Source organism: Rhizobium sp. ERR 942 (genome assembly GCF_007828395.1).
Classification (GTDB): Bacteria; Pseudomonadota; Alphaproteobacteria; order Rhizobiales; family Rhizobiaceae; genus Rhizobium; species Rhizobium dioscoreae.
In genome coordinates this window covers 340,551-365,040 of record NZ_VIUA01000001.1, presented here as the reverse complement: position 1 = coordinate 365,040, position 24,490 = coordinate 340,551, and the positions used below count along the sequence as shown (strand labels likewise).

General features: G+C 60.0%; 27 protein-coding genes and 1 tRNA gene. 16 read left to right on the top strand and 12 right to left on the bottom strand.

Going from position 1 to position 24,490, the window contains the following annotated elements; translation table 11 throughout:
• Nucleotides 1–58: 58 nt before the first annotated feature.
• Nucleotides 59–1,324 carry a glycerate kinase gene (locus FBZ97_RS01770; protein ID WP_145316196.1) on the top strand — a complete coding sequence of 422 codons (1,266 nt, stop codon included), beginning with the start codon at nucleotides 59–61 and terminating at the stop codon, nucleotides 1,322–1,324.
• A gap of 17 nt (nucleotides 1,325–1,341) precedes the next feature.
• On the opposite strand, the gene FBZ97_RS01765 is transcribed toward FBZ97_RS01770, so the two are convergent.
• Complete coding sequence (locus FBZ97_RS01765) at nucleotides 1,342–1,524, bottom strand: hypothetical protein (RefSeq protein WP_145316194.1); 183 nt, start codon at nucleotides 1,522–1,524, stop codon at nucleotides 1,342–1,344.
• 276 nt (nucleotides 1,525–1,800) lie between these two features.
• Between FBZ97_RS01765 and ggt the strand changes: the two genes are divergently transcribed.
• The 3 genes from ggt to FBZ97_RS01750 all read left to right on the top strand — a co-directional run bounded on the left by ggt (nucleotide 1,801) and on the right by FBZ97_RS01750 (nucleotide 7,034).
• On the top strand, nucleotides 1,801–3,543 hold the full coding sequence (gene ggt / locus FBZ97_RS01760; protein ID WP_113355229.1) for a gamma-glutamyltransferase: 1,743 nt from the start codon (nucleotides 1,801–1,803) through the stop codon (nucleotides 3,541–3,543).
• Between the two features lie 355 nt (nucleotides 3,544–3,898).
• Nucleotides 3,899–5,353, top strand: a complete 1,455-nt coding sequence (locus tag FBZ97_RS01755) for an MFS transporter (RefSeq protein ID WP_113330319.1) — start codon at nucleotides 3,899–3,901, stop codon at nucleotides 5,351–5,353.
• A gap of 127 nt (nucleotides 5,354–5,480) precedes the next feature.
• Nucleotides 5,481–7,034, top strand: coding sequence for a VOC family protein (locus FBZ97_RS01750; protein WP_145316192.1), 1,554 nt, complete (start codon nucleotides 5,481–5,483; stop codon nucleotides 7,032–7,034).
• 72 nt (nucleotides 7,035–7,106) lie between these two features.
• On the opposite strand, the gene FBZ97_RS01745 is transcribed toward FBZ97_RS01750, so the two are convergent.
• Both FBZ97_RS01745 and FBZ97_RS01740 read right to left on the bottom strand, forming a co-directional pair.
• Entirely contained in the window at nucleotides 7,107–8,384 is a 1,278-nt protein-coding gene (locus FBZ97_RS01745) for an L-fuconate dehydratase (RefSeq protein ID WP_145316190.1), read from the bottom strand.
• Nucleotides 8,385–8,425: 41 nt separating this feature from the next.
• Nucleotides 8,426–9,586: a CaiB/BaiF CoA-transferase family protein gene (locus tag FBZ97_RS01740; RefSeq protein WP_145316188.1), complete on the bottom strand. Its 1,161-nt coding sequence runs from the start codon at nucleotides 9,584–9,586 to the stop codon at nucleotides 8,426–8,428.
• A 237-nt stretch (nucleotides 9,587–9,823) separates the two neighbouring features.
• Here FBZ97_RS01740 and FBZ97_RS01735 point away from each other — a divergent pair, with 237 nt between their 5' ends.
• Complete coding sequence (locus tag FBZ97_RS01735) at nucleotides 9,824–10,237, top strand: carboxymuconolactone decarboxylase family protein (protein WP_145316185.1); 414 nt, start codon at nucleotides 9,824–9,826, stop codon at nucleotides 10,235–10,237.
• Nucleotides 10,238–10,293: 56 nt separating this feature from the next.
• Here the strand turns inward: FBZ97_RS01735 and FBZ97_RS01730 are convergent, their stop codons facing one another.
• A complete protein-coding gene (locus FBZ97_RS01730; RefSeq protein ID WP_069611796.1) occupies nucleotides 10,294–10,683 on the bottom strand; it encodes a hypothetical protein in 390 nt (129 codons plus the stop codon).
• A 331-nt stretch (nucleotides 10,684–11,014) separates the two neighbouring features.
• Here FBZ97_RS01730 and FBZ97_RS01725 point away from each other — a divergent pair, with 331 nt between their 5' ends.
• The 4 genes from FBZ97_RS01725 (at nucleotide 11,015) to FBZ97_RS01710 (ending at nucleotide 14,679) form a co-directional block, all read left to right on the top strand.
• Nucleotides 11,015–11,518, top strand: coding sequence for a cupin domain-containing protein (locus tag FBZ97_RS01725; protein WP_113355231.1), 504 nt, complete (start codon nucleotides 11,015–11,017; stop codon nucleotides 11,516–11,518).
• A gap of 213 nt (nucleotides 11,519–11,731) precedes the next feature.
• Nucleotides 11,732–12,580, top strand: a complete 849-nt coding sequence (locus FBZ97_RS01720) for a MetQ/NlpA family lipoprotein (RefSeq protein WP_113330324.1) — start codon at nucleotides 11,732–11,734, stop codon at nucleotides 12,578–12,580.
• A gap of 370 nt (nucleotides 12,581–12,950) precedes the next feature.
• Nucleotides 12,951–14,033 carry a methionine ABC transporter ATP-binding protein gene (locus FBZ97_RS01715; protein WP_145316183.1) on the top strand — a complete coding sequence of 361 codons (1,083 nt, stop codon included), beginning with the start codon at nucleotides 12,951–12,953 and terminating at the stop codon, nucleotides 14,031–14,033.
• Nucleotides 14,023–14,679: a methionine ABC transporter permease gene (locus tag FBZ97_RS01710; RefSeq protein ID WP_069611800.1), complete on the top strand. Its 657-nt coding sequence runs from the start codon at nucleotides 14,023–14,025 to the stop codon at nucleotides 14,677–14,679. The genes FBZ97_RS01715 and FBZ97_RS01710 overlap by 11 nt, the downstream gene beginning before the upstream one ends.
• A gap of 63 nt (nucleotides 14,680–14,742) precedes the next feature.
• On the opposite strand, the gene FBZ97_RS01705 is transcribed toward FBZ97_RS01710, so the two are convergent.
• Entirely contained in the window at nucleotides 14,743–15,774 is a 1,032-nt protein-coding gene (locus tag FBZ97_RS01705; protein WP_145316181.1) for a hydroxyacid dehydrogenase, read from the bottom strand.
• Between the two features lie 54 nt (nucleotides 15,775–15,828).
• On the bottom strand, nucleotides 15,829–16,524 hold the full coding sequence (locus FBZ97_RS01700; RefSeq protein ID WP_145316179.1) for a DNA-3-methyladenine glycosylase I: 696 nt from the start codon (nucleotides 16,522–16,524) through the stop codon (nucleotides 15,829–15,831).
• A gap of 259 nt (nucleotides 16,525–16,783) precedes the next feature.
• On the opposite strand from FBZ97_RS01700, the gene FBZ97_RS01695 reads away from it, so the two are divergent.
• From FBZ97_RS01695 to FBZ97_RS01665, 7 genes are all read left to right on the top strand, one after another.
• Nucleotides 16,784–17,044, top strand: coding sequence for a DUF982 domain-containing protein (locus tag FBZ97_RS01695; protein ID WP_092712227.1), 261 nt, complete (start codon nucleotides 16,784–16,786; stop codon nucleotides 17,042–17,044).
• Between the two features lie 197 nt (nucleotides 17,045–17,241).
• Nucleotides 17,242–17,493 carry a DUF982 domain-containing protein gene (locus FBZ97_RS01690; RefSeq protein ID WP_186449434.1) on the top strand — a complete coding sequence of 84 codons (252 nt, stop codon included), beginning with the start codon at nucleotides 17,242–17,244 and terminating at the stop codon, nucleotides 17,491–17,493.
• A 359-nt stretch (nucleotides 17,494–17,852) separates the two neighbouring features.
• A complete protein-coding gene (locus tag FBZ97_RS01685) occupies nucleotides 17,853–18,062 on the top strand; it encodes a DUF982 domain-containing protein (RefSeq protein ID WP_173002450.1) in 210 nt (69 codons plus the stop codon).
• A 121-nt stretch (nucleotides 18,063–18,183) separates the two neighbouring features.
• A complete protein-coding gene (locus FBZ97_RS01680; RefSeq protein ID WP_069611806.1) occupies nucleotides 18,184–18,435 on the top strand; it encodes a DUF6074 family protein in 252 nt (83 codons plus the stop codon).
• Nucleotides 18,436–18,535: 100 nt separating this feature from the next.
• Nucleotides 18,536–18,955: a hypothetical protein gene (locus FBZ97_RS34260; protein ID WP_156090738.1), complete on the top strand. Its 420-nt coding sequence runs from the start codon at nucleotides 18,536–18,538 to the stop codon at nucleotides 18,953–18,955.
• Nucleotides 18,956–19,242: 287 nt separating this feature from the next.
• Nucleotides 19,243–19,497 carry a PilZ domain-containing protein gene (locus FBZ97_RS01670; RefSeq protein ID WP_145316175.1) on the top strand — a complete coding sequence of 85 codons (255 nt, stop codon included), beginning with the start codon at nucleotides 19,243–19,245 and terminating at the stop codon, nucleotides 19,495–19,497.
• A 212-nt stretch (nucleotides 19,498–19,709) separates the two neighbouring features.
• On the top strand, nucleotides 19,710–19,919 hold the full coding sequence (locus FBZ97_RS01665; RefSeq protein WP_113421169.1) for a hypothetical protein: 210 nt from the start codon (nucleotides 19,710–19,712) through the stop codon (nucleotides 19,917–19,919).
• 94 nt (nucleotides 19,920–20,013) lie between these two features.
• On the opposite strand, the gene FBZ97_RS01660 is transcribed toward FBZ97_RS01665, so the two are convergent.
• The 6 genes from FBZ97_RS01660 to FBZ97_RS01635 all read right to left on the bottom strand — a co-directional run bounded on the left by FBZ97_RS01660 (nucleotide 20,014) and on the right by FBZ97_RS01635 (nucleotide 24,386).
• Nucleotides 20,014–20,090, bottom strand: a tRNA-Met gene (locus FBZ97_RS01660).
• Nucleotides 20,091–20,254: 164 nt separating this feature from the next.
• Nucleotides 20,255–21,454 (bottom strand): tRNA 2-thiouridine(34) synthase MnmA, encoded by a 1,200-nt coding sequence (gene mnmA / locus FBZ97_RS01655; RefSeq protein WP_145317522.1) that lies wholly within the window; start codon nucleotides 21,452–21,454, stop codon nucleotides 20,255–20,257.
• A gap of 273 nt (nucleotides 21,455–21,727) precedes the next feature.
• Nucleotides 21,728–22,381, bottom strand: coding sequence for a CDP-alcohol phosphatidyltransferase family protein (locus tag FBZ97_RS01650; protein ID WP_145316173.1), 654 nt, complete (start codon nucleotides 22,379–22,381; stop codon nucleotides 21,728–21,730).
• A 6-nt stretch (nucleotides 22,382–22,387) separates the two neighbouring features.
• Nucleotides 22,388–22,789 (bottom strand): hypothetical protein, encoded by a 402-nt coding sequence (locus tag FBZ97_RS01645; RefSeq protein ID WP_145316172.1) that lies wholly within the window; start codon nucleotides 22,787–22,789, stop codon nucleotides 22,388–22,390.
• On the bottom strand, nucleotides 22,786–23,736 hold the full coding sequence (locus FBZ97_RS01640) for a phosphatidate cytidylyltransferase (protein WP_145316169.1): 951 nt from the start codon (nucleotides 23,734–23,736) through the stop codon (nucleotides 22,786–22,788). Before FBZ97_RS01640 ends, FBZ97_RS01645 begins: the two co-directional genes overlap by 4 nt.
• A gap of 2 nt (nucleotides 23,737–23,738) precedes the next feature.
• Nucleotides 23,739–24,386, bottom strand: a complete 648-nt coding sequence (locus FBZ97_RS01635) for a lysophospholipid acyltransferase family protein (protein ID WP_145317519.1) — start codon at nucleotides 24,384–24,386, stop codon at nucleotides 23,739–23,741.
• Nucleotides 24,387–24,490 lie beyond the last annotated feature (104 nt).

The following is a 24,490-nucleotide window of genomic DNA, read 5'->3' as shown; positions in this document are numbered from 1 at the left end:
CTTTCCTCCAGTTAAGCCACCAAATGGTTACAAGTACATCGCAGACAGGCAGTTCGACATGACCGTTTCCGATCCCCGCGCCTTCCTGACCTCGCTGTTCGATGCAGCCGTGCGCGCCGCCGATCCGCTGACCGGCATTCGCGCGCATCTGCCGGCCAAGCCGAAGGGCCGGACGATCGTCATCGGTGCCGGCAAGGGATCTGCCCAGATGGCGGCTGCGCTGGAGCAATGCTGGGAAGGCCCGCTGGAAGGTCTTGTCGTGGCGCGATACGGATTTTCTGCCCCGTGCCGGCAGATCGAGATCGTCGAAGCAGCCCATCCTGTGCCGGATGAAGCGGGCCTCATCGCTTCTCGTCGGCTTCTTAAACTTGTCGAGGGCCTCACGGAGGACGATCTGGTAATCGCTCTGATATCAGGCGGCGGCTCGGCGTTGCTGCCCTCGCCCGCTGGCGGCTTGAGCCTTGCCGATGAAGTCGCAGTCAACAAGGCGCTGCTTGCCTCGGGCGCACCAATCTCTGCGATGAATGTCATTCGCAAGCATCTGTCGACCATCAAGGGCGGCCGGCTGGCTGCCGCGGCCCATCCCGCCAAAGTCGTCTCGCTTGTCGTCTCGGACATTCCCGGCGACGACCCTGCCCTGGTGGCCTCCGGCCCGACCGTACCGGGCGCGGGCACGCGCGCGGACGCACTCGACCTCATCCGTCTCTACCGCATCGACCTGCCGCCGGCCGTTCTCGCCCATATCGAGAAAGTTGAAGCGGATGCGCCGCGCCCGGACGATCCGCGCTTTGCCGGCAATGAAGTGCATCTTATCGCATCTGCCGGCGTCTCGCTGGAAGCCGCCGCCGAGGTAGCGCGTGCCGCTGGCATTGAAGCCGCCATTCTCTCGGACGCCATAGAGGGCGAGGCCCGCGAAGCGGCCCACGTCCACGCTGCCATCGCCCGCGAAGTACTTCACCGCAACCGCCCCTTCACCAAGCCGGTCGTACTATTGTCAGGCGGCGAAACGACGGTGACCTTGAAGGGCAACGGCAAGGGCGGACGAAATTCGGAGTTCCTGCTGTCGCTGGCGATCGACATCGACGGCCACGCCGGCATTCACGCCATGGCGGCCGATACAGACGGCATAGACGGCAGCGAAGACAATGCCGGCGCCTTTGTCGATGCTGGTACGGTGGCGCGTTTGCGCAAAGCCGGAATGGTACCGGCCGAGATGCTGGCAAACAATGATGCCTGGACTGCTTTCAATGCGATCGGTGATCTCTTCGTCCCCGGCCCCACCGGAACGAACGTCAACGACTTCCGTGCTATCCTGATCGCGTAACCACCGGAACTGATGGCTTAGACAAGTGCGGTGCAATCGTCACAGCGCCAGTAGGCGGCTGCCGTCGATGCCCATCGAAGGAAATGTCGGCTGCAATGGTCGCATTCGATTTCCACGACATGCGTCCTTTCGCCAACGATGAATGGCCTGCTCTTGATCCTACGCTCGCTCTTCCCTTGCTCGAGCTTCGTCACGGCCATGATTACCCTCCACGCAACACTCGCCTCGACAAGCAACAATCTAAAATAGATTCAACTAATAAAAGAATATTGCAAGTGCGAAGCGTTTTTCTGCGTGGCAGGAGGACCAAAATTATCCGTAGTAGTGCATGGAAGACATAGCTGATCGGATTCCGGCCCATGGCGGGATCCGCTCCATTAAAAAATTGTGACAGCGGATATCGCCATTTTCACACGTGGCACCATGTCATTCGTTGGCGATTTTCCATCAAGATAATAATGGGAGGCATACTCATCATGCGCCACTTCCGCCAGCGGGCGATTTCGTCGGTAACCCTGGTCACATTTGCTCTCTTTTCCGTCACCGCCAGAGCTGCCGCGCCGCCACCGGTCGAGGCGGAGCATGGCATGGTGGTCACCGCTCAACATCTCGCCACCGATGTTGGCGTCGAGGTGCTGAAAAATGGCGGCAATGCCGTCGATGCCGCCGTTGCAGTCGGCTATGCGCTGGCGGTGGTCTACCCGACCGCCGGCAATATCGGCGGCGGTGGCTTCATGACCATCCGCATGCGCGACGGCAAGACGACCTTTCTCGATTTTCGCGAACGCGCACCCCTGGCGGCGACCAAAGGCATGTATCTCGACGACAAGGGCAATATCGTCAAAGGCGCCAGCACGGATGGCTATCTCGCCGTGGGTGTCCCCGGCTCGGTCATGGGCTTCGAGACCGCCCGCGAGAAATACGGCACAAAGTCCCGCCAGGATCTGATCGCGCCGGCCATTCGCTATGCCAAGGAAGGCTTCACGCTGAACCAGGCCGACGCCGCCGAACTGAATGAGGGCAAGAAGTGGCTGTCGCGCGATCCGGCCACCGCCGCGATCTTTACCAAGTCGGACGGCAAACCCTTTGTCACGGGCGACAAGCTGGTGCAGCCGGATCTCGCCAATGCCCTATCAGGCATTTCCGATCAGGGGCCGGATGGCTTCTATAAAGGGCCGGTCGCCAACGCCATCGTCAAGGCAAGCCAGGACAAGGGCGGCATTCTCGCAAACCAGGATTTCGAACAATACAAGGTCCGCGAACTCGAGCCCGTGAAGTGCAATTATCGCGGCTACGAGATCATCTCCTCGCCGCCGCCCTCCTCCGGCGGCGTCATCATCTGCGAAATCCTCAACGTGCTGGAAGGCTACCCGCTCTCCTATACCGGTTATGCCTCAGCCGACACGGTCCATTACATGGTCGAAGCCATGCGCTACGCCTATGTCGATCGCAACTCGGCGCTCGGCGATCCCGATTTCGTCGACAACCCCGTCAGCAAGCTGCTGGACAAGGCCTATGCCCAGAAGATCCGCGATGGCATCTCCCCCTATAAGGCCGGCGTCTCCAAGGATCTGATGCCGAAAGGCCTCGGTGAAAGCCACGAGACGACGCATTATTCGATCATCGACAATGACGGCAATGCCGTCGCCGTCACCTACACGCTGAACGGCTCCTTCGGCGCCGGTGTCGTTGCGCCCGGCACGGGCATCCTCTTGAACAACGAGATGGACGACTTCACCTCCAAGCCCGGCGTGCCCAACCTTTACGGCTTGGTGCAGGGTGAGGCCAATGCCATCCAGCCGAAGAAGACGCCGCTATCGTCCATGAGCCCGACGATCGTCACCAAGGACGGCAAGCCCTTCATGGTGATCGGCAGCCCCGGCGGCTCGCGCATCATCACCATCACGCTGGAAGCGATCATCAACGTCATCGATTTCGGCATGAACATTCAGGAAGCCATTGACGCCCCGCGCATCCATCACCAATGGCTGCCGGATAAAGTCTACATGGAGCCGCGCGCACTTTCGCCCGATACGATCAAGCTTTTGACCGGCATGGGCTATACGGTTCAGGTCGACAATAGCTGGCCGATCTGGGGCCAGGCCGCGGGCATTCTCGTGGGCGGCAAGAGCCTCAGCGACATCGCCAAGGGCGGTGGCGCCCGCTACAACGGCGCCATGGACAGCCGCGCCGGCTCGGGGCTGGCCGAAGGCTACTGATCGCCTCGGTGCCTGCTGAAAACGATGATTCGGATCGGTGCCATCACCAACTGGCACCGGTCTTTTTGCCTATGGCATCCGGCCAAACGAGCACATTATCTTACGCGAACAAACCAAGCGTGAGCATTTCGGCGCGATATCGCGCCTATTCATTCACCTCACGTTCATTTGATGCCGTTTGCCCCTGCATGTGCGTCATTTTTTTCATCCCATGAATGGGATTTGCGATTTCTGATATAGCAATCGCGTGCAAGCAGGAGTATACAAGCCGCCGTTCAAATAGGCCTTCGCGCCATGACCAGACTTGCGGTTCTGTCTTAGGACCCCACCGCACCATCGAGAGCGATCCCCGACAATGTCGGATCAGATATTCCAGGCCGCCCCCGTCAGGCGGGCCGCACCGAATTTTCGTGTAGTAGCGCTTATCGTAGCAAGCGCAATGTTCATGGAACAGCTTGACGCGACCGTGCTCGCAACAGCCCTTCCGACCATGGCGAGAGACTTCGGCGTCAGCGCGCCGGCCATGAGCATCTCGCTGACTTCATACCTTCTCAGCCTCGCGATCTTCATTCCCGCCAGCGGCGCGATTGCAGACCGCTTCGGGTCGCGCACCGTCTTCCGATCCGCCATCGCCGTCTTCGTCGTCGGCTCGCTTCTCTGCGCGCAGGCGCCGAACCTGTTCTTCCTCGTGATTGCGCGCCTCCTTCAGGGTCTCGGCGGCGCGATGATGCTGCCCGTGGGTCGCCTCGTGCTGATGCGCAGCGTCGCCCGCAAGGATATGGTCAACGCCATGTCCTGGCTGCTGATCCCGGCGCTGGTCGGCCCCATTCTCGGCCCGCCGATCGGCGGCATGTTCGTCACCTATCTCGACTGGCGCTGGATCTTCTACATCAACGTGCCGATCGGCATTATCGGCTTCATCCTGGTGACGATGTTCATCGAGGAGGTGAAAGGCCCGCGCACCGGCCGCTTCGATCTCTCGGGCTTCATCCTCTCGGGCATCTCGCTCGGCTCTCTGCTCTTCGGCTTCGAGATGTCGAGCCGCGAGGGCGAAGGCTATCTCGCGGTCTTCCTGATCTCCATCGGCCTGCTCTTCGGCATCGCCTATTTGCGCCATGCCCGCAAGCACCCCTCACCGATCATGGATTTCTCCTTGATGAAGGTGCCGACATTCCGCACCTCCGTCATCGCCGGTTCGCTGACGCGTATCAGCCAGGGGGCTCATCCCTTCCTCATTCCGCTGATGCTGCAGCTCGGCTTCGGCCTTTCGGCAGCCGCAGCCGGTCAGATCGCCATTGCGACCGCGCTCGGCTCGATGGCGATGAAGCCGCTGCAGGTCCGCATCCTTCGCACGCTCGGCTTCCGCACCGCCCTTATCATCTTCGGCCTGATCGGCACGCTCGGTTACGGCATGTGCGCCATCTTCAAGCCGGATTGGCCGCTACCGGTCATTTTCGTGATCCTGTTCTTCTGCGGCTTCTTCATGTCGTTCCAGTTCACGGCCTACAACACGATCGCTTATGACGAGATCGAGCGCGACCGCATGAGCATTGCCACGAGTTTCTACTCCACCTTCCAGCAATTGATGCTGTCCCTCGGCATTTGCGTCGCCGCCCTTGCCCTGCATGGCTCGACGCAGTTCCTTGGCCACGCCAAGCCCGAGATGATCGACTTCTCCGTCGCCTTCATTGTCGTCACGGCCATTGCGCTTCTCGCAGTCATCTGGAACGCCAGCTTTTCGCGCACAGCCGGTTCGGAAATCAGCGGCCACCGCCGCAGATCGCCCGAAGACAGCCTCGGCGAGCACTGATGCTCGCCGCCTGCCAAGCCAGGCAATAACCTGTTTTGTGAACAGTGCCTCCACGGACGGCGCATTGCATTGAACAATGACGCCAGCCTAAATACCACCAGAACGAAATAACGGTCTGGAGCATCCCATGGTCGCCGGCATCCACCACATCACGCTGATCACACGTAAGGTCCAGGCGAATGTCGATTTCTACGTCGGCTTCCTCGGCCTGCGCCTCGTCAAGCGCACCGGCGGTTTTGAGGATGCCACGCAGCTTCATCTCCTCTATGGCGATGCCGTGGGCTCCCCGGGCTCGCTGATCACCTTTCTGGTTTGGGAAGATGGTTCTCCCGGCCGGGCCGGCGTCGGTCAGGTCGGCGAAATCTCGCTCGCCATCGATCCGGCCAGCATCGGCTTCTGGCTGACACGCGCCCTGAGCGCCGGTCTGAAGCCGGAGGGTCCCTCAGAGGAATTCGGCGAGCCTGTGCTTCGGCTGAAGGATCCGGACGGCGTCATCGTCAAACTGGTGGGAACGAACACGCTGCAGGCCGCAGCTCCTTGGACGAGCGACACCATTCCGCAGGAGCACGCGATTGCCCGCATCCGCGGCGCAACGCTATTCACCGAAACGCCAGAGGAGACGCGAGCCATGCTGGTCGATTACTTCGACTACCGTCCGCTTGCCACCAGCGGAGCGATCAGCCGGCTCGTCTCGGAGCCCGGCGATATCCTCGATATCCGCGATGCCCGCGGTTTCTGGGCAAGCGCCCCGGGCACGGGCACGGTAGATCACGTCGCCTTTCGCGCCGCGGACAATGCCGAATTGCAGTCGGTCCACACCGCACTCCAGGCGATCGATTCCGGGCCGACGACGGTGCATGACCGCAAATATTTTCGCTCGCTTTACGTTCGCGAGCCCGGCCGTATCCTGTTCGAACTCGCGACGGACGCGCCGGGCATGTTGATTGACGAGGACGAGGCAACGCTTGGCACGTGCCTCTTCGCTCCCGGCGACAGTCCGAAGCTTTTGGCCGAGCTGAACGTGATTCTGCCGCAGTTCTCCATGCCCGGCGAGCCCCGCGTCATCTATCGCGATCTGCCCTTCATCCATCGCTTCTTCACGCCCGATGAGCCCAACGGCAACATCTTCGTCCTGCTGCACGGCTCGGGTGCCAACGAAACAACCATGCTGCCGCTCGGTCACAAGATCGATGCCGACGCGACCTTGCTCAGCGTACGTGGCCGTGCACTCGAGGAAGGCGCCCCGCGCTGGTTCCGCCGCAATGGGCCGATGTCCTTCGATCAGGCCGATATCGCCAGCGAGGCCGAAGCCTTTGCCGCCTTCATTGATGGCGCGGTCCATGCCTACGGGCTTGATCCGGACCGCATCGTCTATATCGGCTATTCGAACGGCGCCAACCTGCTGAACGCCATGCTGTCGCTGCACCCGCACCTTATCCGCCGCGCGGTGCTGCTGCGCTCCATGGCGGCCCTCGAAAATCCGCCTGCAGCGGACATGTCGGATGCCCAGGTGCTGTTGGTTGCCGGAGAGAAGGATCTGTATGGTCCCTATACTCAACCGCTGGCCAAACGTCTGCGGAATGGCGGCGCCGTGGTTGAGCTTGCAACAGTTCCAGGCGGTCACGAGTTTGACGATGCGGACGTGCCCGTCATTCAGGCTTGGTTGAACAAATCCGCCTGAGGCGGATCTTCCGAATGTAAACGACAAAAGCCCGCCGGATGGCGGGCTTCTGCTTCGAGCAAGCCAGCAGTTTCAACCCTTGAAAGTATATTCCGCGATCGATTCCGGCTTCATCTCGATCGAGAAACCCGGCAGGCTCGGCGGCATATAGGCTGCGTCGCGGATGATGCAGGGGTCGATGAAATGCTCGTGCAGATGATCGACATACTCGATCACGCGGCCGTCCTTGGTGCCCGAGACGGCGATATAATCGATCATCGACAGGTGCTGCACATATTCACACAGGCCAACGCCGCCGGCATGCGGCCAGACCGGCAATCCATACTTGGCGGCGATCAGCAGCACCGCCAGCACTTCGTTGAGACCGCCCATGCGGCAGGAATCGATCTGCACGATATCGATCGCGCCCTCGGCGATGAACTGCTTGAACATGATGCGGTTCTGGCACATCTCGCCGGTCGCGACCTTCACCGGCCCGATGGCCTGGCGGATCTTGCGGTGTCCCGCAACATCATCCGGGCTTGTGGGTTCTTCGATGAAGAAGGGTTTGGCGAAGGCGAGCTTCTTCACCCAGTCGATCGCCTGATTGACTTCCCAGACCTGGTTGGCGTCAATCATGAGATAACGGTCGGGGCCGATCACTTCGCGGGCAATGGTCAGGCGGCGGATATCGTCTTCGAGATCGCGGCCGACCTTCATCTTCACATGGTTGAAACCGGCGTCGATCGCCTCCTGGCACAGGCGGCGCAGCTTGGCATCGTCATAGCCGAGCCAGCCGGCAGATGTCGTGTAGCAGGCATAGCCCTCGCGCTCGAGCGTGGCGATGCGGTCCGCCTTGCCGGCTTCCGCCTTCTTCAGGATAGCGACGGCCTCGTCGCGGGTCAGCACATCGGTCAGGTAACGATAATCGACGATATCGGCGATCTGCTCGGCATCCATCTCCGAAACTAGCCGCCAGACCGGCTTGCCGGCCTCCTTGGCAAGCAGATCCCAGACAGCATTGACGACCGCGCCCGTCGCCAGATGCATCGCGCCCTTTTCCGGGCCGATCCAGCGCAGCTGGCTATCGCTGGTCAGATGCCGCCAGTATTTGCCGGGGTTTTCCAGAACCGTCGCAAGCTCCGTGCCGACGACAAGATGCCGCATCGCCTCGATCGCCATGCAGCAGATGTCGTTGCCACGGCCGATGGTGAAGGTCAGGCCGTGACCGGCAAGGCCCGGCTTGTCGGTATCGAGGATGACATAGGCTGCCGAATAATCCGGATCCGGATTCATCGCGTCCGAACCGTCGAGGCTCTGCGATGTCGGGAAGCGCAAATCGAAAACGCGAAGATTGGTGATGCGCGTCATTGGAAAACTCCTTCTAAATCCATCGCGGCCTCTCGACCCCTTTAGCCAAGGTCGAACTCCTCCCAGAGTGCCGCATTATGCTCGCCAACGTGCGGGGCCGCACGCTCGAATTTCGGTCGCTGCCCATCGATACGGATAGGCGAGCGGGTGGTACGCAGGCTGACGCCATCATCGCGCCCGACCGTCTGCAGCATGTCAAGAACGCGAAAACCTTCACTGCCCAGAAGCTCCGGCCAGTTCAGCACTTTTGCGCACCAGATGTCGGCAGGTTCGAGGATCGCTAGCCAGTCGTCAACGTTGCGGCTGGCGATGCGCGCAGCGATCAGCGCCTTGATTTCATCGCGCGCCGTGAACCAGCTTTTCTCATGATCGCGATAGGCCGCAAGCTCGTCTATCCCGAGCAGATCGGCAAGTTTGGAAATCGGCGTCATAGCGATGGCGAGATAGCCGTCGGCGGCGGGATAGACGCCATAGGGGGCGGAAAGATAGGCATGAGCGCTACGAACATGGGAGCGCTCGGGCAGCTTATAGCCATTATTCATGTGAACGCTCAGCACCTCAACCTGCAGATCGACCAGGGCTTCCAGCAGGCTGGTCTCCACCAGTCCACCCTCGCCCGTCACGCCGCGCCGCACCAGCGCCGCCAAAATACCCTGGGCGGCAGCCGCACCCGCCAGCATATCGCCGATCGCGAGACCAAAAGGCACGGGCCCCTGTCCCTCGTCGCCGTTCAGCCACATGACGCCGGAACGCGATTGCGCCAGAAGATCCTGCCCCGGCCGCCCGACCCATGGTCCCTCTTCGCCGTAGCCGCTGATCGAGCAATAGACGAGACGCGGATTGAGCTTGCTTGCGGCCTCGTAATCCAGCCCCAGACGCTCGATCACGCCGGGGCGAAAGTTCTGAATAAGCACATCGGCCTTGGAGATCAGCTTGCGCAGCGCGCTCATATCGCGCTCGTTTTTCAGATCGACCGCCAGGCTTTCCTTGGAGCGGTTAATTGCGTGGAAGATCGTCGAATCACCGCTTTCATCGTCGCTGAGATAAAGCCCGCGCGAAAGATCGCCGCCACCGGGACGCTCGATCTTGATCACCCTGGCGCCGAGATCCATCAGCCGCAGCGAGCAATAGGGACCCGACAGAAACTGGCTCATGTCGACGACGACAAGTCCGGCCAGCGGCAAGTCCCTCTTCAGTGTCATTGATATTCCCGCTCCCCGACATCACCCCGGCCCAAAGCGCCTCTCCGCCTTAAGGACTATCCTCGTCACCGGTTCCTGCGCCAGCCTCAATCTTCTTATGTGAATAGTATTTTCACATATGGATGATTTTTGCAAACGAAAAGAGGAAGGATAATGGAAGCCCCCGCGCCCATGTCGTCAGGAAATAGATTATGGTTCCACATAATGAGAGCTGATGAAATGAAAGGGAGATAAGGAATGGCGACGGTCAAGTTACTCGACGATGCGGAAGCCGAGCCAATTCCGGCGGTCAAAGCTGTGTTCGACGACATTCGCGCGGTGAGAAAATCCGATTTCGTCAATAATTTCTGGCGCGGCCTCGCCAATGATCCTGCATTGCTTAAGCGCACCTGGGAGGGCCTGAAAGCGGTCATGGTGGCGGACGGCGCACTTGATCCGCTCGTGCGCGAGATGATCTACATAGCCGTCTCCACGGCCAACGGCTGCACCTATTGCGTCCATTCGCATACCGCAGCCGCCAGAGCAAAGGGCATGACTGACGCCCAGCATGGGGAACTGCTGGCGGTTATCGGACTTGCCGGACAGACCAATCATCTCGTGACGGCGATGCAGATCCCCGTCGATCCGGAATTCGATGTCGGCGGCCGATGACACGCAAAAGGCCCGCGGGCACATGTCGGCGGGCCTTCCATAAACAATCTTCGCTGTTAGCGATCCGACGTTTCCGCCGCCTGGGTATCTGCCGCAATGGCAGCGACGTTGACGCCGTTGTTCACGACCAGCAATCTTTTGCGAACCAGAACGCCCATCACGCGGGCGGCGGTCGAAAAGGTCATCGTGTCGAGCGGACCCTCGCCCTCCCAAGGCTTGGTCAGCCGCTCGGTCACGGCCGAGACGATATTGTTGGGCACGATATCAGTGCATTCGCGCATAGCTTCGAACACGACGCTAATGGGATGGATACGTCCCTCGAACGTCACGATCGGTTCGGTTACTTCGCTGTCCCATTCCTCGAAGGCATAGAGCGCTTCGCGGAAGAGCTGCTGCAGGGTAATGGGGGCATGACCCTCATGAAGGGGCGGCAAGGCATTCGACATGTCTGTCTCCTTTCAATTGGAAGTCCGGCGCATATATGAAAGTTGATGGTCTCTCCTCCGAGACCCAAGCGCTGCTTCTTCAGTTTGGCGCGCCTTAAATGGGGGAGCGGCGCGGCAAACCATCTTGTGACCGGCGCAACGCGGGACGCACACGAAATGTTCCCACCGGTCATGTAACTTGATCAAGTCTATAGATTAATCTCGACTTGAAAAGCCTCAATGATAACTTTCTGCAATTCTCTTTATTTTTGAATGGCTTCACGTAGAGTGAAATGACTGCGCATCTGTGGAAGGCATGCGAATCTCCATTCAGGGCCGAAAGGACGCGACCATGTGCGGCGATCATGAACACGAGCATCAACACGGGCACGATCATAGCCACCAACAGGTCGATTGGCGTGAACATGGCGTCAAGATCATTCCGGGCAATGCCCTCGACCCGAATACGGCGCAGACGCCGGGCATGAACCGCGCAACAGCAATCAATCATGCCCGCGCAGGCGCTGAAAAGATCTGGGCAGGAACCGTGACGATCCACGCCAATGCCAAGACCGGCGCCCATCATCACGGCGATCTCGAAAGCATCATTTATGTGGTCAAAGGCCGGGCGCGGATGCGCTGGGGCGAGAACCTGGAATTCGTCGCCGAAGCCGGGCCTGGCGATTTCATCTTCGTGCCGCCTTATGTGCCCCACCAGGAGATCAATGCAAGCCGCGACGAAACGCTGGAATGCGTGCTTGTCCGCTCCGGGCAGGAGCCAGTCGTCGTCAATCTGGATATCGAACCGGTCGAAAAGCCGGAAGAGGTCCTCTGGAAGGACCCAATCCATCGCTGAGGCGATCAATTTTTGAGCAAATGCCTATTTTGCCGCATAAGTAATCTATAGTAATTATAGAAAATAAGTTTGCTCTTTTGCGTTGCACTGAAAAGAGTTTTTCAGAACCGCAGTGCACAACGCATGATCCTGCTTCGCGGATTGAGCACGCGTCTGAAATGATCCTGCTGTCAACGAGAGAACGATCTCGATCATCTGGAACAGGGATTTCCCATGACTGAAAAGCTTTCTAGAGGTTTCGCTGCGCTGCGCCTTTCCCGCCGCGCCGGCCTTGCCGCCATCCTCGCTTCCGCTGTCGCCGTCTTCGGCCTGACAGCAACCGCCATGCCGTCTTTCGCTGCAGACAAGACGATCAAGGTCGGCATCATGAGCGGCGAGGACGAGGATGTCTGGCGCGTCGTGGTCGCCGAGGCCGCCAAGAAGGGCCTGAAGGTCGAGCCGGTCGTCTTCAACGATTATACCCAGCCCAACGAAGCACTCGAGCGCGGCGAAATCGACGCCAACGCCTTCCAGCACAAGCCTTACCTCGACAACCAGATCAAGCAGCACGGCTATCACATCGCGATTGCCGGCTACACGGGCATCTGGCCGATCGGCCTCTACACGAAGAAGTACAAGACGGTAGCCGACCTTCCGAAGGGTGCTGCCATCGGGGTGCCAAACGATCCGTCCAACGAAGGCCGCGCATTGCTCGTTCTGCAGCATGAGGGCATCATCAAGCTCAAGGAAGGCACCGGCATCCTCGCCACGGTTGCCGATATCGCTGAAAACCCGAAGAACGTCGACATCAAGGAGCTGGATGCCGGCATCGTCGGCCGTTCGATCGATGATCTCGATGCAGCCGTCGTCAACACCGACTGGGCACTGAAAGCAGGGCTCTCGGCGAAAGACCGCATCGCGCAGGAGCAGACCGAAAACAATCCGTACCGCAACTTCATCGCCGTCAAGCAGGGCAGCGAGAATGAAGCTTGGGTCAAAACGCTGGTCGCCTCCTATCAGAACGACACCGTCAAGGCCGAGTTCGACAAGGTCTACAAGGGCACCGGTCAGAGCGCCTATTGATCTCAGAACGGCGCGGGGGACAGCGCTGAACGGCGGGCGGCCAGGGCATCTTGCCCGGGCCGCCTTTGATGTTTTCCCCGGCAGGATGCGATGAAGTGTAACTGAAATTGGCCGAGAAATTCGTGGAGAGTGTGCACCCCCTCTGTCCCTTTCGGGACATCTCCCCCACAAGGGGGGAGATTGGTAATATTTGGCAAGCCATTGCCAGAAACACGCATCGCATCTGCTGACACATTGCGGATTGTTCTGCTAAGCGCGCAACAAACTCCCAACGATCTCCCCCCTTGTGGGGGAGATGTCACGAAGTGACAGAGGGGGGTACAATGGCCTCAACGAACTCGGAGGCCGCTTTTATACAAAGAGAAGCACTATGAATTCTTTCACCCCAGCCACATCGATCGACGGACAGGCACCGCCTGAAGCGACAGGCGACGAGATCGTCCGCCTGGTCGATGTCCGCCGCCGGTTCGGCGCGACGCCGGCGCTGGATGGCATATCGCTGACCGCACGCCGCGGCGAAATCGTCGGCATCATCGGCCGCAGCGGCGCCGGCAAATCGACGCTAATCCGCTGCCTGAACGGGCTGGAGCGTGTCGATAGCGGCGAGATCCACATCGAGGGCCGCGATATCGCCCGCCTTTCGGAGAAGGAGCTGCAACCGCTGCGGCGGCGCATCGGCATGGTCTTCCAGCACTTCAATCTGCTGTCCTCCAGGACGGTCGAGGAAAACATCGCACTGCCGCTGAAAATCGAGGGCGTCGCCAAGGCGGAACGATTACAGCGCGCCCGCGAACTGCTCGAACTCGTCGGCCTTGCCGACAAGGCCAAGGCCTACCCGTCCGCCCTGTCCGGCGGCCAGAAGCAGCGCGTCGGCATTGCCCGCGCCCTTGCCGCCCGGCCCGCAATTCTCCTGTCGGACGAAGCCACATCGGCGCTCGACCCGGAAACAACCCGATCCATTCTGGCATTGTTGAAGGACATCAACCGCAAGCTCGGCCTGACGATCCTGCTCATCACCCACGAGATGGAAGTGATCCGCTCGATCGCCGATCGCGTCGCGGTCATCGATGCCGGCCGGATCGTCGAGGAGGGCTCGGTATGGACGGTTTTCGCCAATCCCCAGCAGGACATCACCGCGAGCCTGCTCAGCGGCGCGCGCCCGCAGCTTCCAGACCATATTGCCGCCCGCCTTTCCCCGACATCGGGTGCCGAAGCCATCCTCAGCGTCGATCTTGCCGGCCCTGCCGCGCAGGGTGCGCTCTTTGCCGAACTCTCGGCCGCTCTTCCCCGCTCCTTCCGGCTGGTCCATGGCGGCATCGACCATATCCAGAACCAGCCCGTTGCCCGCTTCTTCGTCGCGGTGCCGACGCGCGACGCGACCTTGCCGACCCAAGTCGGTGATTTCTTGAAAGCCCGCTCCGCACGGGTGGAGGTTCTAGGCTATGACAACTGATGTAATCCTCGGCCTGCTTTGGCGCTCCTTCTGGCAAACCGTCTGGATGACGGGCGCCTCCGGCTTTCTTTCCCTCATTATCGGCCTGCCGCTCGGCCTTGCTCTCGTCGCAACCAGCCGCGGCGGCATCGCTGAACAGGGCGCGATCAACCGCGTCCTGGGCATCCTGGTCGACGGCTTCCGGGCCGTGCCTTTCATCATTTTGCTTATCGCCCTGATCCCGCTGACGCGCCTGATCGTTGGTACAGCGCTCGGCACGACGGCCGCGATCGTGCCGTTGACCATCGCCGCGATCCCCTATTACGCGCGCGTCGCAGAGGTCTCGCTCCGCGACGTCGATCGCGGCCTGATCGACGCCGTGCGCGCCATGGGCGGCAATCGCTGGACGATCGTCCGCGAAGTGCTGATACCGGAAGCGATGCCCGGCATCGTCGCCGGCTTCACCGTGACTATGGTCACACTGATCGGCGCTTCGGCCATGGCCGGCACGATCGGCGGCGGCGGCCTCGGTGACCTTGCCATCCGCTATGGCTATCAACGCTACGAGACGAGCGTCATGATCGCCGTTGTCATCATCCTGATCATTCTGGTCTGGGGCATGCAATGGCTGGGCGATCGCCTCGCCAATCGGCTCGATCGCCGCTAGCTTCGTCGATACGAATCCACTCCCGGTACAGAAAGACATTGCTCCGGGAGTGAAGACGAAAGATCAGTTGCGCGTCACCGGCCTCGAGCGCATGCGCGATACCGTTTCCCGCTCGGCGCGCTTGCAGCGCATCGGCGGCAGGCCGCGATCCATCAGATCCATATCCTCCAGCACCATGTCGCCCATCTTCTTGAAGGCGCTGTCGAGCGCACCGGCACGATGGGCGGAGCGGAGGAAGCCCTTGAGCTTGCGTACCGGGTGATCGGAGCCGAGCGGCTCCTCGGGGTAGACATCGCTTGCCGCCACGATATGGCCCGAGGCGACAGCCGCCATCAGTGCATCGAAATCGACGACATCGGCCCGGCTGAGCAGGATGAAGGCCGCGCCCTTGCGCATCCTGGCAAAAGCCTCGGCACCCAGAAATCCCTTGTTCTCGCTGGTGACTGCGGCAACAACGAATACGAAGTCGCTGGTGGACAGCACCTCGTCCAGCCCGGCCGGCTGCACACCGCACTCTCTGAGGATCGAAGGCGGCATCCAGGGATCGAACACCCTGATATTGGCGCGGAAGCCGGAAAGCACACGGTTCAGCGCCTTGCCGAGATCACCGAAGCCGACAATACCGACATCGCTGCCGGCAACGAGCCGCGCCTTCGCATTGCCATCGCCACCCCAGAGTTCCCTGCCCTCGCGGAAATCGACATCGGCATCGACGATCCCGCGCGCCAGGCTCAGAGCAAACCCCAGGCCGATCTCGGCGACCGGCTCGGCAAAAACGAGACCAGTGGTCACGACGTGGATGCCGCGCTCGAAAAGCACTTCATAGGGCATGTTGTTGATGAGATTGCTCTCGACATTCAGGATACAGCGCAGTTGCGGCATGCGGTCCAGCGTTTCCCTCAATAGTGGCGGCTGGCCGATGATGTAGCGCGCCTCAGCGAGCACCTCGTCGCCCAGTCCGGCGATATCGTCCGAATCCGCCTCGACGATGCGATATTTCGAATGAAGGAGCGACAGTGCATCCTTGGTGAAGATAAGCTCGAGCGAGCGCGGCTCTGGCGCGCTGATGGCCAAGGGTCTGCTATCGTTCGTCATTCTGCTCCTCCAATCTCGCGGCGCGATCCAACATCATTCGATGCATGAGATCAATCAGGCCTCATCCTCTTCTCCCGGCATTCCGACGGAGAAGGCGCAGATGCGCGAGAGATAAGTCATCGGTAGACCCGTCTCGGCGTGCCAGGCATTGAACTGGCCTTGGATCAGCCGAAGATCCTTCTTGGTGGGCTTATTCTCCGAGATAGGAAGGCCGGAAAGCCGCAGGCAGACGAGAACGTCATGACTCATGACGAAGCTGTCGCGGCCGATTGCCCGCAGGAGATACTGCCCGGTCATGCCGCCGAGCCGGTTCGCCTGCTTGTCCAGAAGAGCAAGCAGGCCGATCTGATCCTCCAGCGGCCAATCGGCGAAGAAACGGCCGGCGCTGCCGTGCTCATCTGCAATCGCGCGGATGAACTGTGCATTGGCCCGCACCGACATGATCTTGGCGCCGTTGCGGATGACCCGTGCGTCCGAGGTCAGATCATGCCAGTAATCATCCGGCGCCAGATTGAGAAAAGCGGGGTCGAAGCCGGAGAATGCCGTTTCGAAACCAGCCCATTTCGAATCGATGACGTTGCGCACAAAACCCGCATAGAAGATGTAGCGCGTCATCTCCGACAAGATCCGATCATCGGGCAGAGCACGCAGCACTTCATGGTTCGGCGCCTTGGGCATCAGCGCCTTTAACGCGTCGGCGCCTCCCTTGCGCTTCTCGGCCCGCTCCCTGATCTCGGCAAAGCTTCCCATCACCCTCTCCTGTCGGCCACGCTGTGGGTCAAGTCTTTTATGATCTCATTGCCCAGTGCAAGTAATCTCCGCGCAATGATTTCCTGTGAAAAACACGACGTCGAAAGTTATGACTTGAAAGTTGATCACACCGGCATTCGAATTGATTTCCCGACGATTGAAACAGTTCCGAAGTGCTCCAGATATCGTCTTGAAATTAACTTGAGATTCCGCACACCGTAGCGTTAATTTCGGCGGCGTCGGATCGGAGCCTCCTGCCATGAACAATAAAGACTGGAATTATCCCATCATGGTCATCTGCAAGCGCACCGGAAAAGTCTATACGGTCGCGAACACCAAGGAAGCGCTGGACATGCTGCTGAACGCATGGCCTGTCGCAGAGGGCAAGGCTTTCATGATGGCTCTGCAGGTCTGTGCCGATGTCGAAAGAGGCCAGGGACAACCGCTGGAAGCCCGCAATAGCTTTGTCGCTGCAGCATCGGAGGCTGGCGTCCCCCTTGAGATGCCGGTGATTCAGTAGGAATTGCTGCCCTGTTTCGAGACCTGCTGCGCACCGTTTTCACAAGGTTTGATTGGCGCATAGTCCGGTAGGTTGCCACACTGTTGGGCGCCGCACCGCTCTTACAGAAATGGTGCGGACCGATTTTCCGGAAATTGCGAAACTTTTTGCCGTGGCGGGAGTTTCACTCGCAATGTCGGAGCATCATGGAAATGAAAATGACTTTTAGGGCCGGCGCAAGCCGCTGGCCTGAGCCCGTATATCTGCGCATCGGCCACGGCATGCCGGAAGCAATCCGAAGCCCGAAGGAAGCCCACAATCACCTTCTTTTCCGCTGGCCGACCGTCAGAGGCGAAAAATACGATTCGGCCAGAAGCCTCTGCCTTGAAGCCGAGACCGACCCCTTTCTTTGCGAGTACGCCAGGAAGGTGTTCATCGAGGCCTGCATCGAAGCCGGCGTGCTCGACTAGATAGCGATACTGAACCTGTTGCCGATCCGTGTTTGAGTACGCAAGCTTCCGTGCTCTGCATGCGGTATCTCGGCATAGGGTCGTCGGCCACCATGCGTGCATGACCACAAGCCCTCCCAAGACCTATCCAGTTCTGCCGGAAAGGTACGATAATTCGCCGCATTTCTACAATCATTGCGAGAATTTACGAAGTGAATTTGCTCGCCACATACAAAAGAGCGGAACCTGTTTCACTGACGTCGGCCGGAAAGCGTCCGAATCGGAACGCTTCTTGCTGTGTTACCGAAGCATGAACGTTTCGGAGGTAATGCGTTTTGAAACGAAACACTTTACGACCATTTCCAGCTGTAACGCTTGTCATGGGTGAGAATGGCGGAACCCGCCGCGTCAATTCGGTGCATCAGGTTGCAGAGCTGCTGCTGGAACATTGGCCGGTGGCAAATGGCGAAGACTATGTCGCAGCGGTACGGGTCTGCCTCGAAGCTATGCTTGGCGCCGTCCCTGCTGAAGCCGTAAGAGAGGCCTTGATCAAGGCTGCTCGGGAAGCAGGCATATCCGTAATGCAGTGAATCACCCATCCTTCCCGCACCACGCGGGATCTCTCTGACATTATTCACTTTTTATGAACGAGTGCCGGCGATCTTTGCCAACAGAGGCAGGCGATTCGCCCCTGCCGATGACGGAGAGAATATGTCGCTTCTACCATTCCCGGCCGACAGGCGTACCAGTGATGTCAGGCGGTGTGCCACAGCCCTTCAGCAGCTACATGGTGAGGCGGCAAACCGCTTCTGGCGCTCGGAAATGGCGCTCTTTGCCAATGCCTTGCGCGAACAGGGCGTGGAAGACGGCGAAATCTCGCGGCAAGCCGGCCTCTTCATGCATGCGGTCCAGATGGAACTGCAGCTTGCCTATGCCGAAGAGGAACTGAATGCCTCGGCCTGACGGCGTTAGAGCCTCTCCGCTTCCTTGAATTGCGAGAACGCTCTATCTCTTTGTTTTTTCGCAGTTCCGGACGGAAAACCGCTACGCAGTTTTCCTGGAGTTGCTCTATTTCGGCAATCTGCAAAATGCGATGGATTTGTCGCCGCTGGTCGGTGACTTGATCTGCACGGTCCATTCTCCCCCGGGAAAATGGAGCCCCTTTGACGAAACCACGCCGGTGATCTGCGCGCAGGCCTTCCTGGCATCGGCGTTCGGCAGATCTATGGTCGCCATGACGGCGTACCTCCGGCTGGAAACTTGGCAAGGTGCTGTAAACAAGCCGGTATTGTCGATCATCTTGCAGACCCGGAACGCATTGCTCACGGCATCGTCTGCAGCCATCGCGGAATTGGCGATCACCAGCATGGTGGCCGCTGCCAAAAACAATCTCATTGAAAATCCCGATCCCCTATGGCGGCACGGTGCCAGAGCATGTTTCGTCTTGCAAGAGATGTTGCATGGATTTCCATTGGCCGTTTGAAAATACAACGCAATTGACGGCAACTTGTTCGCCGGCGGCTGCCTTCATCCGACATCGCTGAGATATTCCGCTTGCGATGAAACCGGAGAGACAGGCTCTCGTAGATATGGCGGTGCCGATGCGCCACAGGCTGGGCCCGCCCCGTCCAGCCGGCATCTTGCCAATGCCCGCCACTCCCCTTCGCTGCATCTGACGGCGGAAAGCGCTCAATTTGCGACTTCCCATTAATATCTTCGATATTAGAACATGCCATATTAGTGAAAAACAGGACTGAAGGAGCCAGCGCGATGACGGCATTCTCACCCGAAGGCCGGGTAGCCACCCGAAAGCGAACGCTTCTCGGCGCGAAAATCATATTTAACGACGGCTACTCGGTGTTCGATTGCCTCGTCCGAAATCTGTCCGATACCGGCGCCATGATCCAAATCGAAAACCCACTCGCCGCACCCAACGCCTTCAAACTGCAACTTTCGGACGAGAGATTATTGGCCTGCGCAGTGCGCTGGCGAAAAATCAACAGCATGGGCGTCGAATTTGTATGAGGCCGTCCCTCGGCGGCTAATGCCTCTGGCCGCCTTGCAAAACATAGGTACCGGAAGAGCTATCAGCCAAATCTGATCGATATGGAGTTGCCGACGATATCCCAAATCGCAGTTGCCGCCCTACCGATCAGGTTCGCCCGGAACAAATAAGCCGCAGCCTGCATTCCCAAACATATGGCGCTCTGCCGAATTGGTTTGTGAAGGAGACGGCTATGAACCAAGACACTATCGATCGGCTCGATACCATCAGCCAGCAGCTTCATGATCGAGCTCTTGCTCTGGCCCAGTCGCAATCCCAGGAAGGCCAAGACCATGCCCTCATGATGTCGGCACTAGCAACCTTGGCAGCGGCAGTACGAACCTTGGATGACGAAGTCGCTCGTCTCGATGGCCCCAAGGGGATTGGCGCGGCCGGCTCCTGAATTCGGCCCTTTCAAATGTCGAAAGGGTTTAGCTTTCGCGCTCATAACAAACGAGCGCTTTCTTAGACAGCCGTGCAGAATTGTTGGGGACGTATGGTAGCGGAGGAGGGATTTGAACCCCCGACACAAGGATTATGATTCCTCTGCTCTGACCTACTGAGCTACTCCGCCACGCTGCGCTTGATGTCGAACACCAAACGCAAAGGTCAAACGAACCGCCCGCTCGAAAAGCGCTGGCTCGTCGGTTGAGCGGCTTATAAGGTGCGGCTCGGCTTGGTGTCAAGCGGATGATTTGGAAAAATCAGTGGTTTCTCCAAACCGATCTTATCTATCGTTCAAGCTGCGACCGGGCTTGCGAGCAGCGCCTTCAGGGAAGCTTCCGCCATCGGCTCGCGCTCCGAGCGTTCGATGAAGCCGCCGCCATAGACGCGGGCGTCGTCGCCGGGTGCCGAATAGAGCGCGCAAGCCTGGCCGGGAGCCACGCCGGCCTCGCCGACGGTGAGGTCGACATAGATGCCGCTGGCATCGGCATGCAGCACGGCCGGCGACGGCGCGCGGGTGGAGCGGACCTTGGCGAAGCAGGCAAAGCCTTCACCGGAAGCGGCCTCGATCAGCGGCTTGTCGCCCAGCCAGTTGACATCCCGCAGGTAGACGCGATGCGTTTCCAGCGCCTCCTTCGGGCCGACGATGACGCGGCGCGAGCGGGCGTCGAGATAGACGACATAGAGCGGCTCGCCTGTGGCAACACCGATGCCGCGGCGCTGGCCGATCGTGTAATGCAGGATGCCTTCGTGCCGGCCGAGTACGCGGCCATCGAGATGGACGATCTCGCCGGCAAGCGCCGCGTTCGGCTTCAGCTTGGCGATGACATCGGAATATTTGCCCTGCGGCACGAAACAGATGTCCTGACTATCGGCCTTCTTGGCGACGACCAAGCCCATCTCTTCGGCAAGCGCACGGGTCTCGGCCTTCGGCATGCCGCCGAGCGGAAAGCGCAGATAGTCGATCTGTTCCTGCGTCGTGGCGAAGAGGAAGTAGCTCTGATCGCGATCGGCATCGGCCGGACGATAGAGCGCGCGGCGATGCGGATGCTCTGGCGATGGGTTCGGGCGCGAGCGGATATAATGCCCTGTTGCCAGCGCATCGGCGCCGAGTTCCTTCGCGGTCGCCAGCAGATCGGCGAACTTGACGGTCTGGTTGCAGGCAACGCAAGGGATCGGCGTTTCGCCGGCCACATAGCTCTCGGCAAAGGGATTGATCACCGTCTCGCGGAAGCGCTTTTCATAGTCGAGTACGTAATGCGGGATGGCGAGCGTTTCGCAGACGCGGCGCGCATCGTCGATATCCTGGCCGGCGCAACAGGAGCCGGCGCGATGCACGGCGGCGCCATGGTCATAGAGCTGTAGCGTGATGCCGAGCACATCATAGCCCTGCCGCTTCAAAATGCCGGCAACGACGGAGCTGTCGACACCGCCCGACATGGCGACGACGACGCGGGTATCTTCCGGCCTCTTGTCAAAATCCAGTGTATTCACGGTCGTTGCCGCCAGTCTTGAACGATCTTCGATGCTGCCGAGCAGGATGACCTTTCTTCGAAACGTCGTCACGCTCTCACGATTTCATTTCGCACGATCTGATCCAAAAACCGCTGCACACTTTTCGGGATCATGCTTCTTGCCGCCGGATGCCATGCAAAAGCGGCGAATTTTCATCACAAGGGCCTTCAGCCGCTCTTTGCAGCCTGCCTCAATTGTGGACGGATATAGAAAGGATTGCCAACCCATGCAAGGGGTGAGCGAAATCGCGGATCATCCCTTTGCCTTCAAATGCCGGATCAGATTGCGGCTGCGCCTCAACACCGTGACCGCCGAGCCGATGGCGACGATCCAGAGCGCAACGGTCAAAACCCAGCTGCCGCCGCTCCACGGCGCCTCGACGAGCGAGAGCAAAGCCGCAGCCGTCGCGACCGCCATGCGGTGCTGCTTCGCCATCGGGCCGGCGAAATCGCTGGGGTTGCCGGTGGCGCGGCCAAGCTCGCGCACATAGGCCGTCAGGACAGCGAAGGCGGCCGCAGCCCAGCCGAGGCCTGGCGCTCCGATGCCATAACCGATGCCGACGAAGATGAGGATATCGGCGATGCGATCCGGAAATTCGTTCCAGAACGGCCCGTCGGCCTCGCCTTTCCCACCCTCGACCGCCACCATGCCATCGAGCAGATTGCAGAGCAGACGCAACTGACAGAAGAAGGCGGCAAGGATCAGCAGAACCACTCGCATCCCGACGCTTTCCGCGGCGCCGGAGAGCCAGAACGAAGCCCCTGCCAGCGCTGCCATGAGCATGCTTGCTTGCGAGATCTGGTTCGGCGTCACAGATAGAGCGGTCATGCGCCGCGCCAGCGCCTTAGCCCATCGCGTGTTGCGGCTCGCCAGCGGCCGCCTGTCGCCTATCCCCTCGCCTGTCATCGCCGTTCACCCTTCATGGCTTCGATGCCTCCCGCCCGATATCGAATAATTATAGATCGCCGCATAGCTGGAGGAGACCAGCAGCGGCACGGCGATGGTCTTTAGGATCTCCGGCGTGCCGCTCAGCGCATGGATGATGATCAGGATAGTCGCAGAACCCAAACAAGCGATCAGCGGCGGCGCCCAAAGGCGTGTGACGCCGCCGAACCGGCCGGACAAAGCTTCAACCACGGACTTCAGGAACAGCGTCAGGCAGCCGGAAAGCGCGCCCTGCACGAAGCCTGCAATCAGCGGCCTCGGCATCGGGTGCATACGATTGGCGAAGACGGCCCAGCCACCCATGGCAAGGAAGGCGAAAAGCACGTGCACGATGCTGCTGCCGGCAAGCGCTTTCACCTTTCCGCTCATGACAGCGACCACCAGAAGCGCACGAGATGGAAGAAGATCGGCGCGGAAAAGACGACCGAGTCCAGCCGGTCGATCAGCCCGCCATGCCCTTCGATGAGATGCCCCCAATCCTTGACGCCGCGATCCCGTTTGATCGCCGACATCACGAGCCCGCCGAAGAAGCCCATGATGGTGATGATGAAGGCGAGAAGCCCGGCTTGCAGCGGCGTAAATGGCGTCACCCACCAGAGCGCCGCCCCGATCAACGAGGCGCTGATGACGCCGCCGACAAAACCCTCCACCGTCTTCGATGGCGACAGCCGCGGCGCGATCTTGGTTTTCCCGAAGAGCTTGCCCCAGACATATTGCAGGACGTCGCTAAGCTGCACGACGATCACGAGGAAGGCGATCAGCAGCACATTGCGGCCCTCATAGCCGGGAATATGCAAGGTCAGCAGCGCCGGCACGTGCGAGGCGCAGAAAACGCAGATCATCAGCGCCCATTGCACCTCGGCGATGCGCACGAGAAACCGCTCGGTATCGCCACGCAGCACGGCGATGATCGGCATGAAGAGGAAGGCGTAGACGGGAATGAAGATCGAATAGATGCCGTATTGCTCGGCCCAGAGCAGGTAATATTGCACCGGCAAGGCGACGAAGAAGGCCGCGGCAAGCGCCCAATGATCCGCCCGTTTCGTGTTGATCAGCGTCACGAATTCACGCAGTGCCGCAAAGGAGCAGAAGGCGAACAGCAGGATGACGCCGGCACGCCCGGCAATGAAGGCAATGCCGATTAGCACCACCATCACCCACCACGCCTTGATGCGCGCATTCAGGTTTTCGATCGCCGCATTCGACCCGTCGGGCGACAGGCGCTGTTCCAGCACGTAGCCGATGACGGAGGCGACGATCAGGACGCCGAAAATGCCGAGAACGAGATGGATCAGATCGGCGCTTGCCGCACTCATGCTCAGTCTCCTGCCCGCTTGGGCGCCAGCGCCAATAAGGCCGCTTCGGCTCTTGCCAGGAACTCCGCCTTTTCCTCGGTCTCGCCGATATGCAGCGCCTCACCGAAGGTGACGGTGCAGATCAGCGGAATAGGCACGAACTCGCCCTTAGGCATGACGCGATTAAGATTGTCGATCCAGACGGGCACGAGATCGATATCGGGGCGAGCCTGGGCAAGATGGAAAAGCCCGCTCTTGAAAGGCTGCAACGGCTGATCGGTCAGATTGCGGGTGCCTTCCGGAAACAGGATCAGCGAGGAACCGGCGTCGAGCGCCTGCGTCATCTGCGTGACCGGATCCTCCTTGCGCGCTTCGCGATCGCGCTCGATCAGCACGGCGTTGAAGACATCCCGGCCGATGAAGCTGTTCAGCGGGGATTTCAGCCAATAATCCGCGCCAGCTACCGGGCGAACGCGTCGGCGCAATCGTGGCGGCAGGACAGTCCAGATCAGAATGAAATCGCCATGGCTGGAATGATTGGCGAAATAGATGCAGCGGCGGGTTTGCATGCCGCTCTCGGGCCAGATCGCCCGAACGGCGGTGATGGCGCGCGCAAACAGCACGATCGCCACCGAGACCGGCTTTGCCAGCCATTCGATCGGCGTGCCCATTCCTTCCCCGAGGATGTTCTTCCGCAAAGCCTCCATAATATAGAGATAGGCGCGTTTCCTTGCCCCCGATAGTCTGCGCACCGGGCTTATCCACAACCCTCACA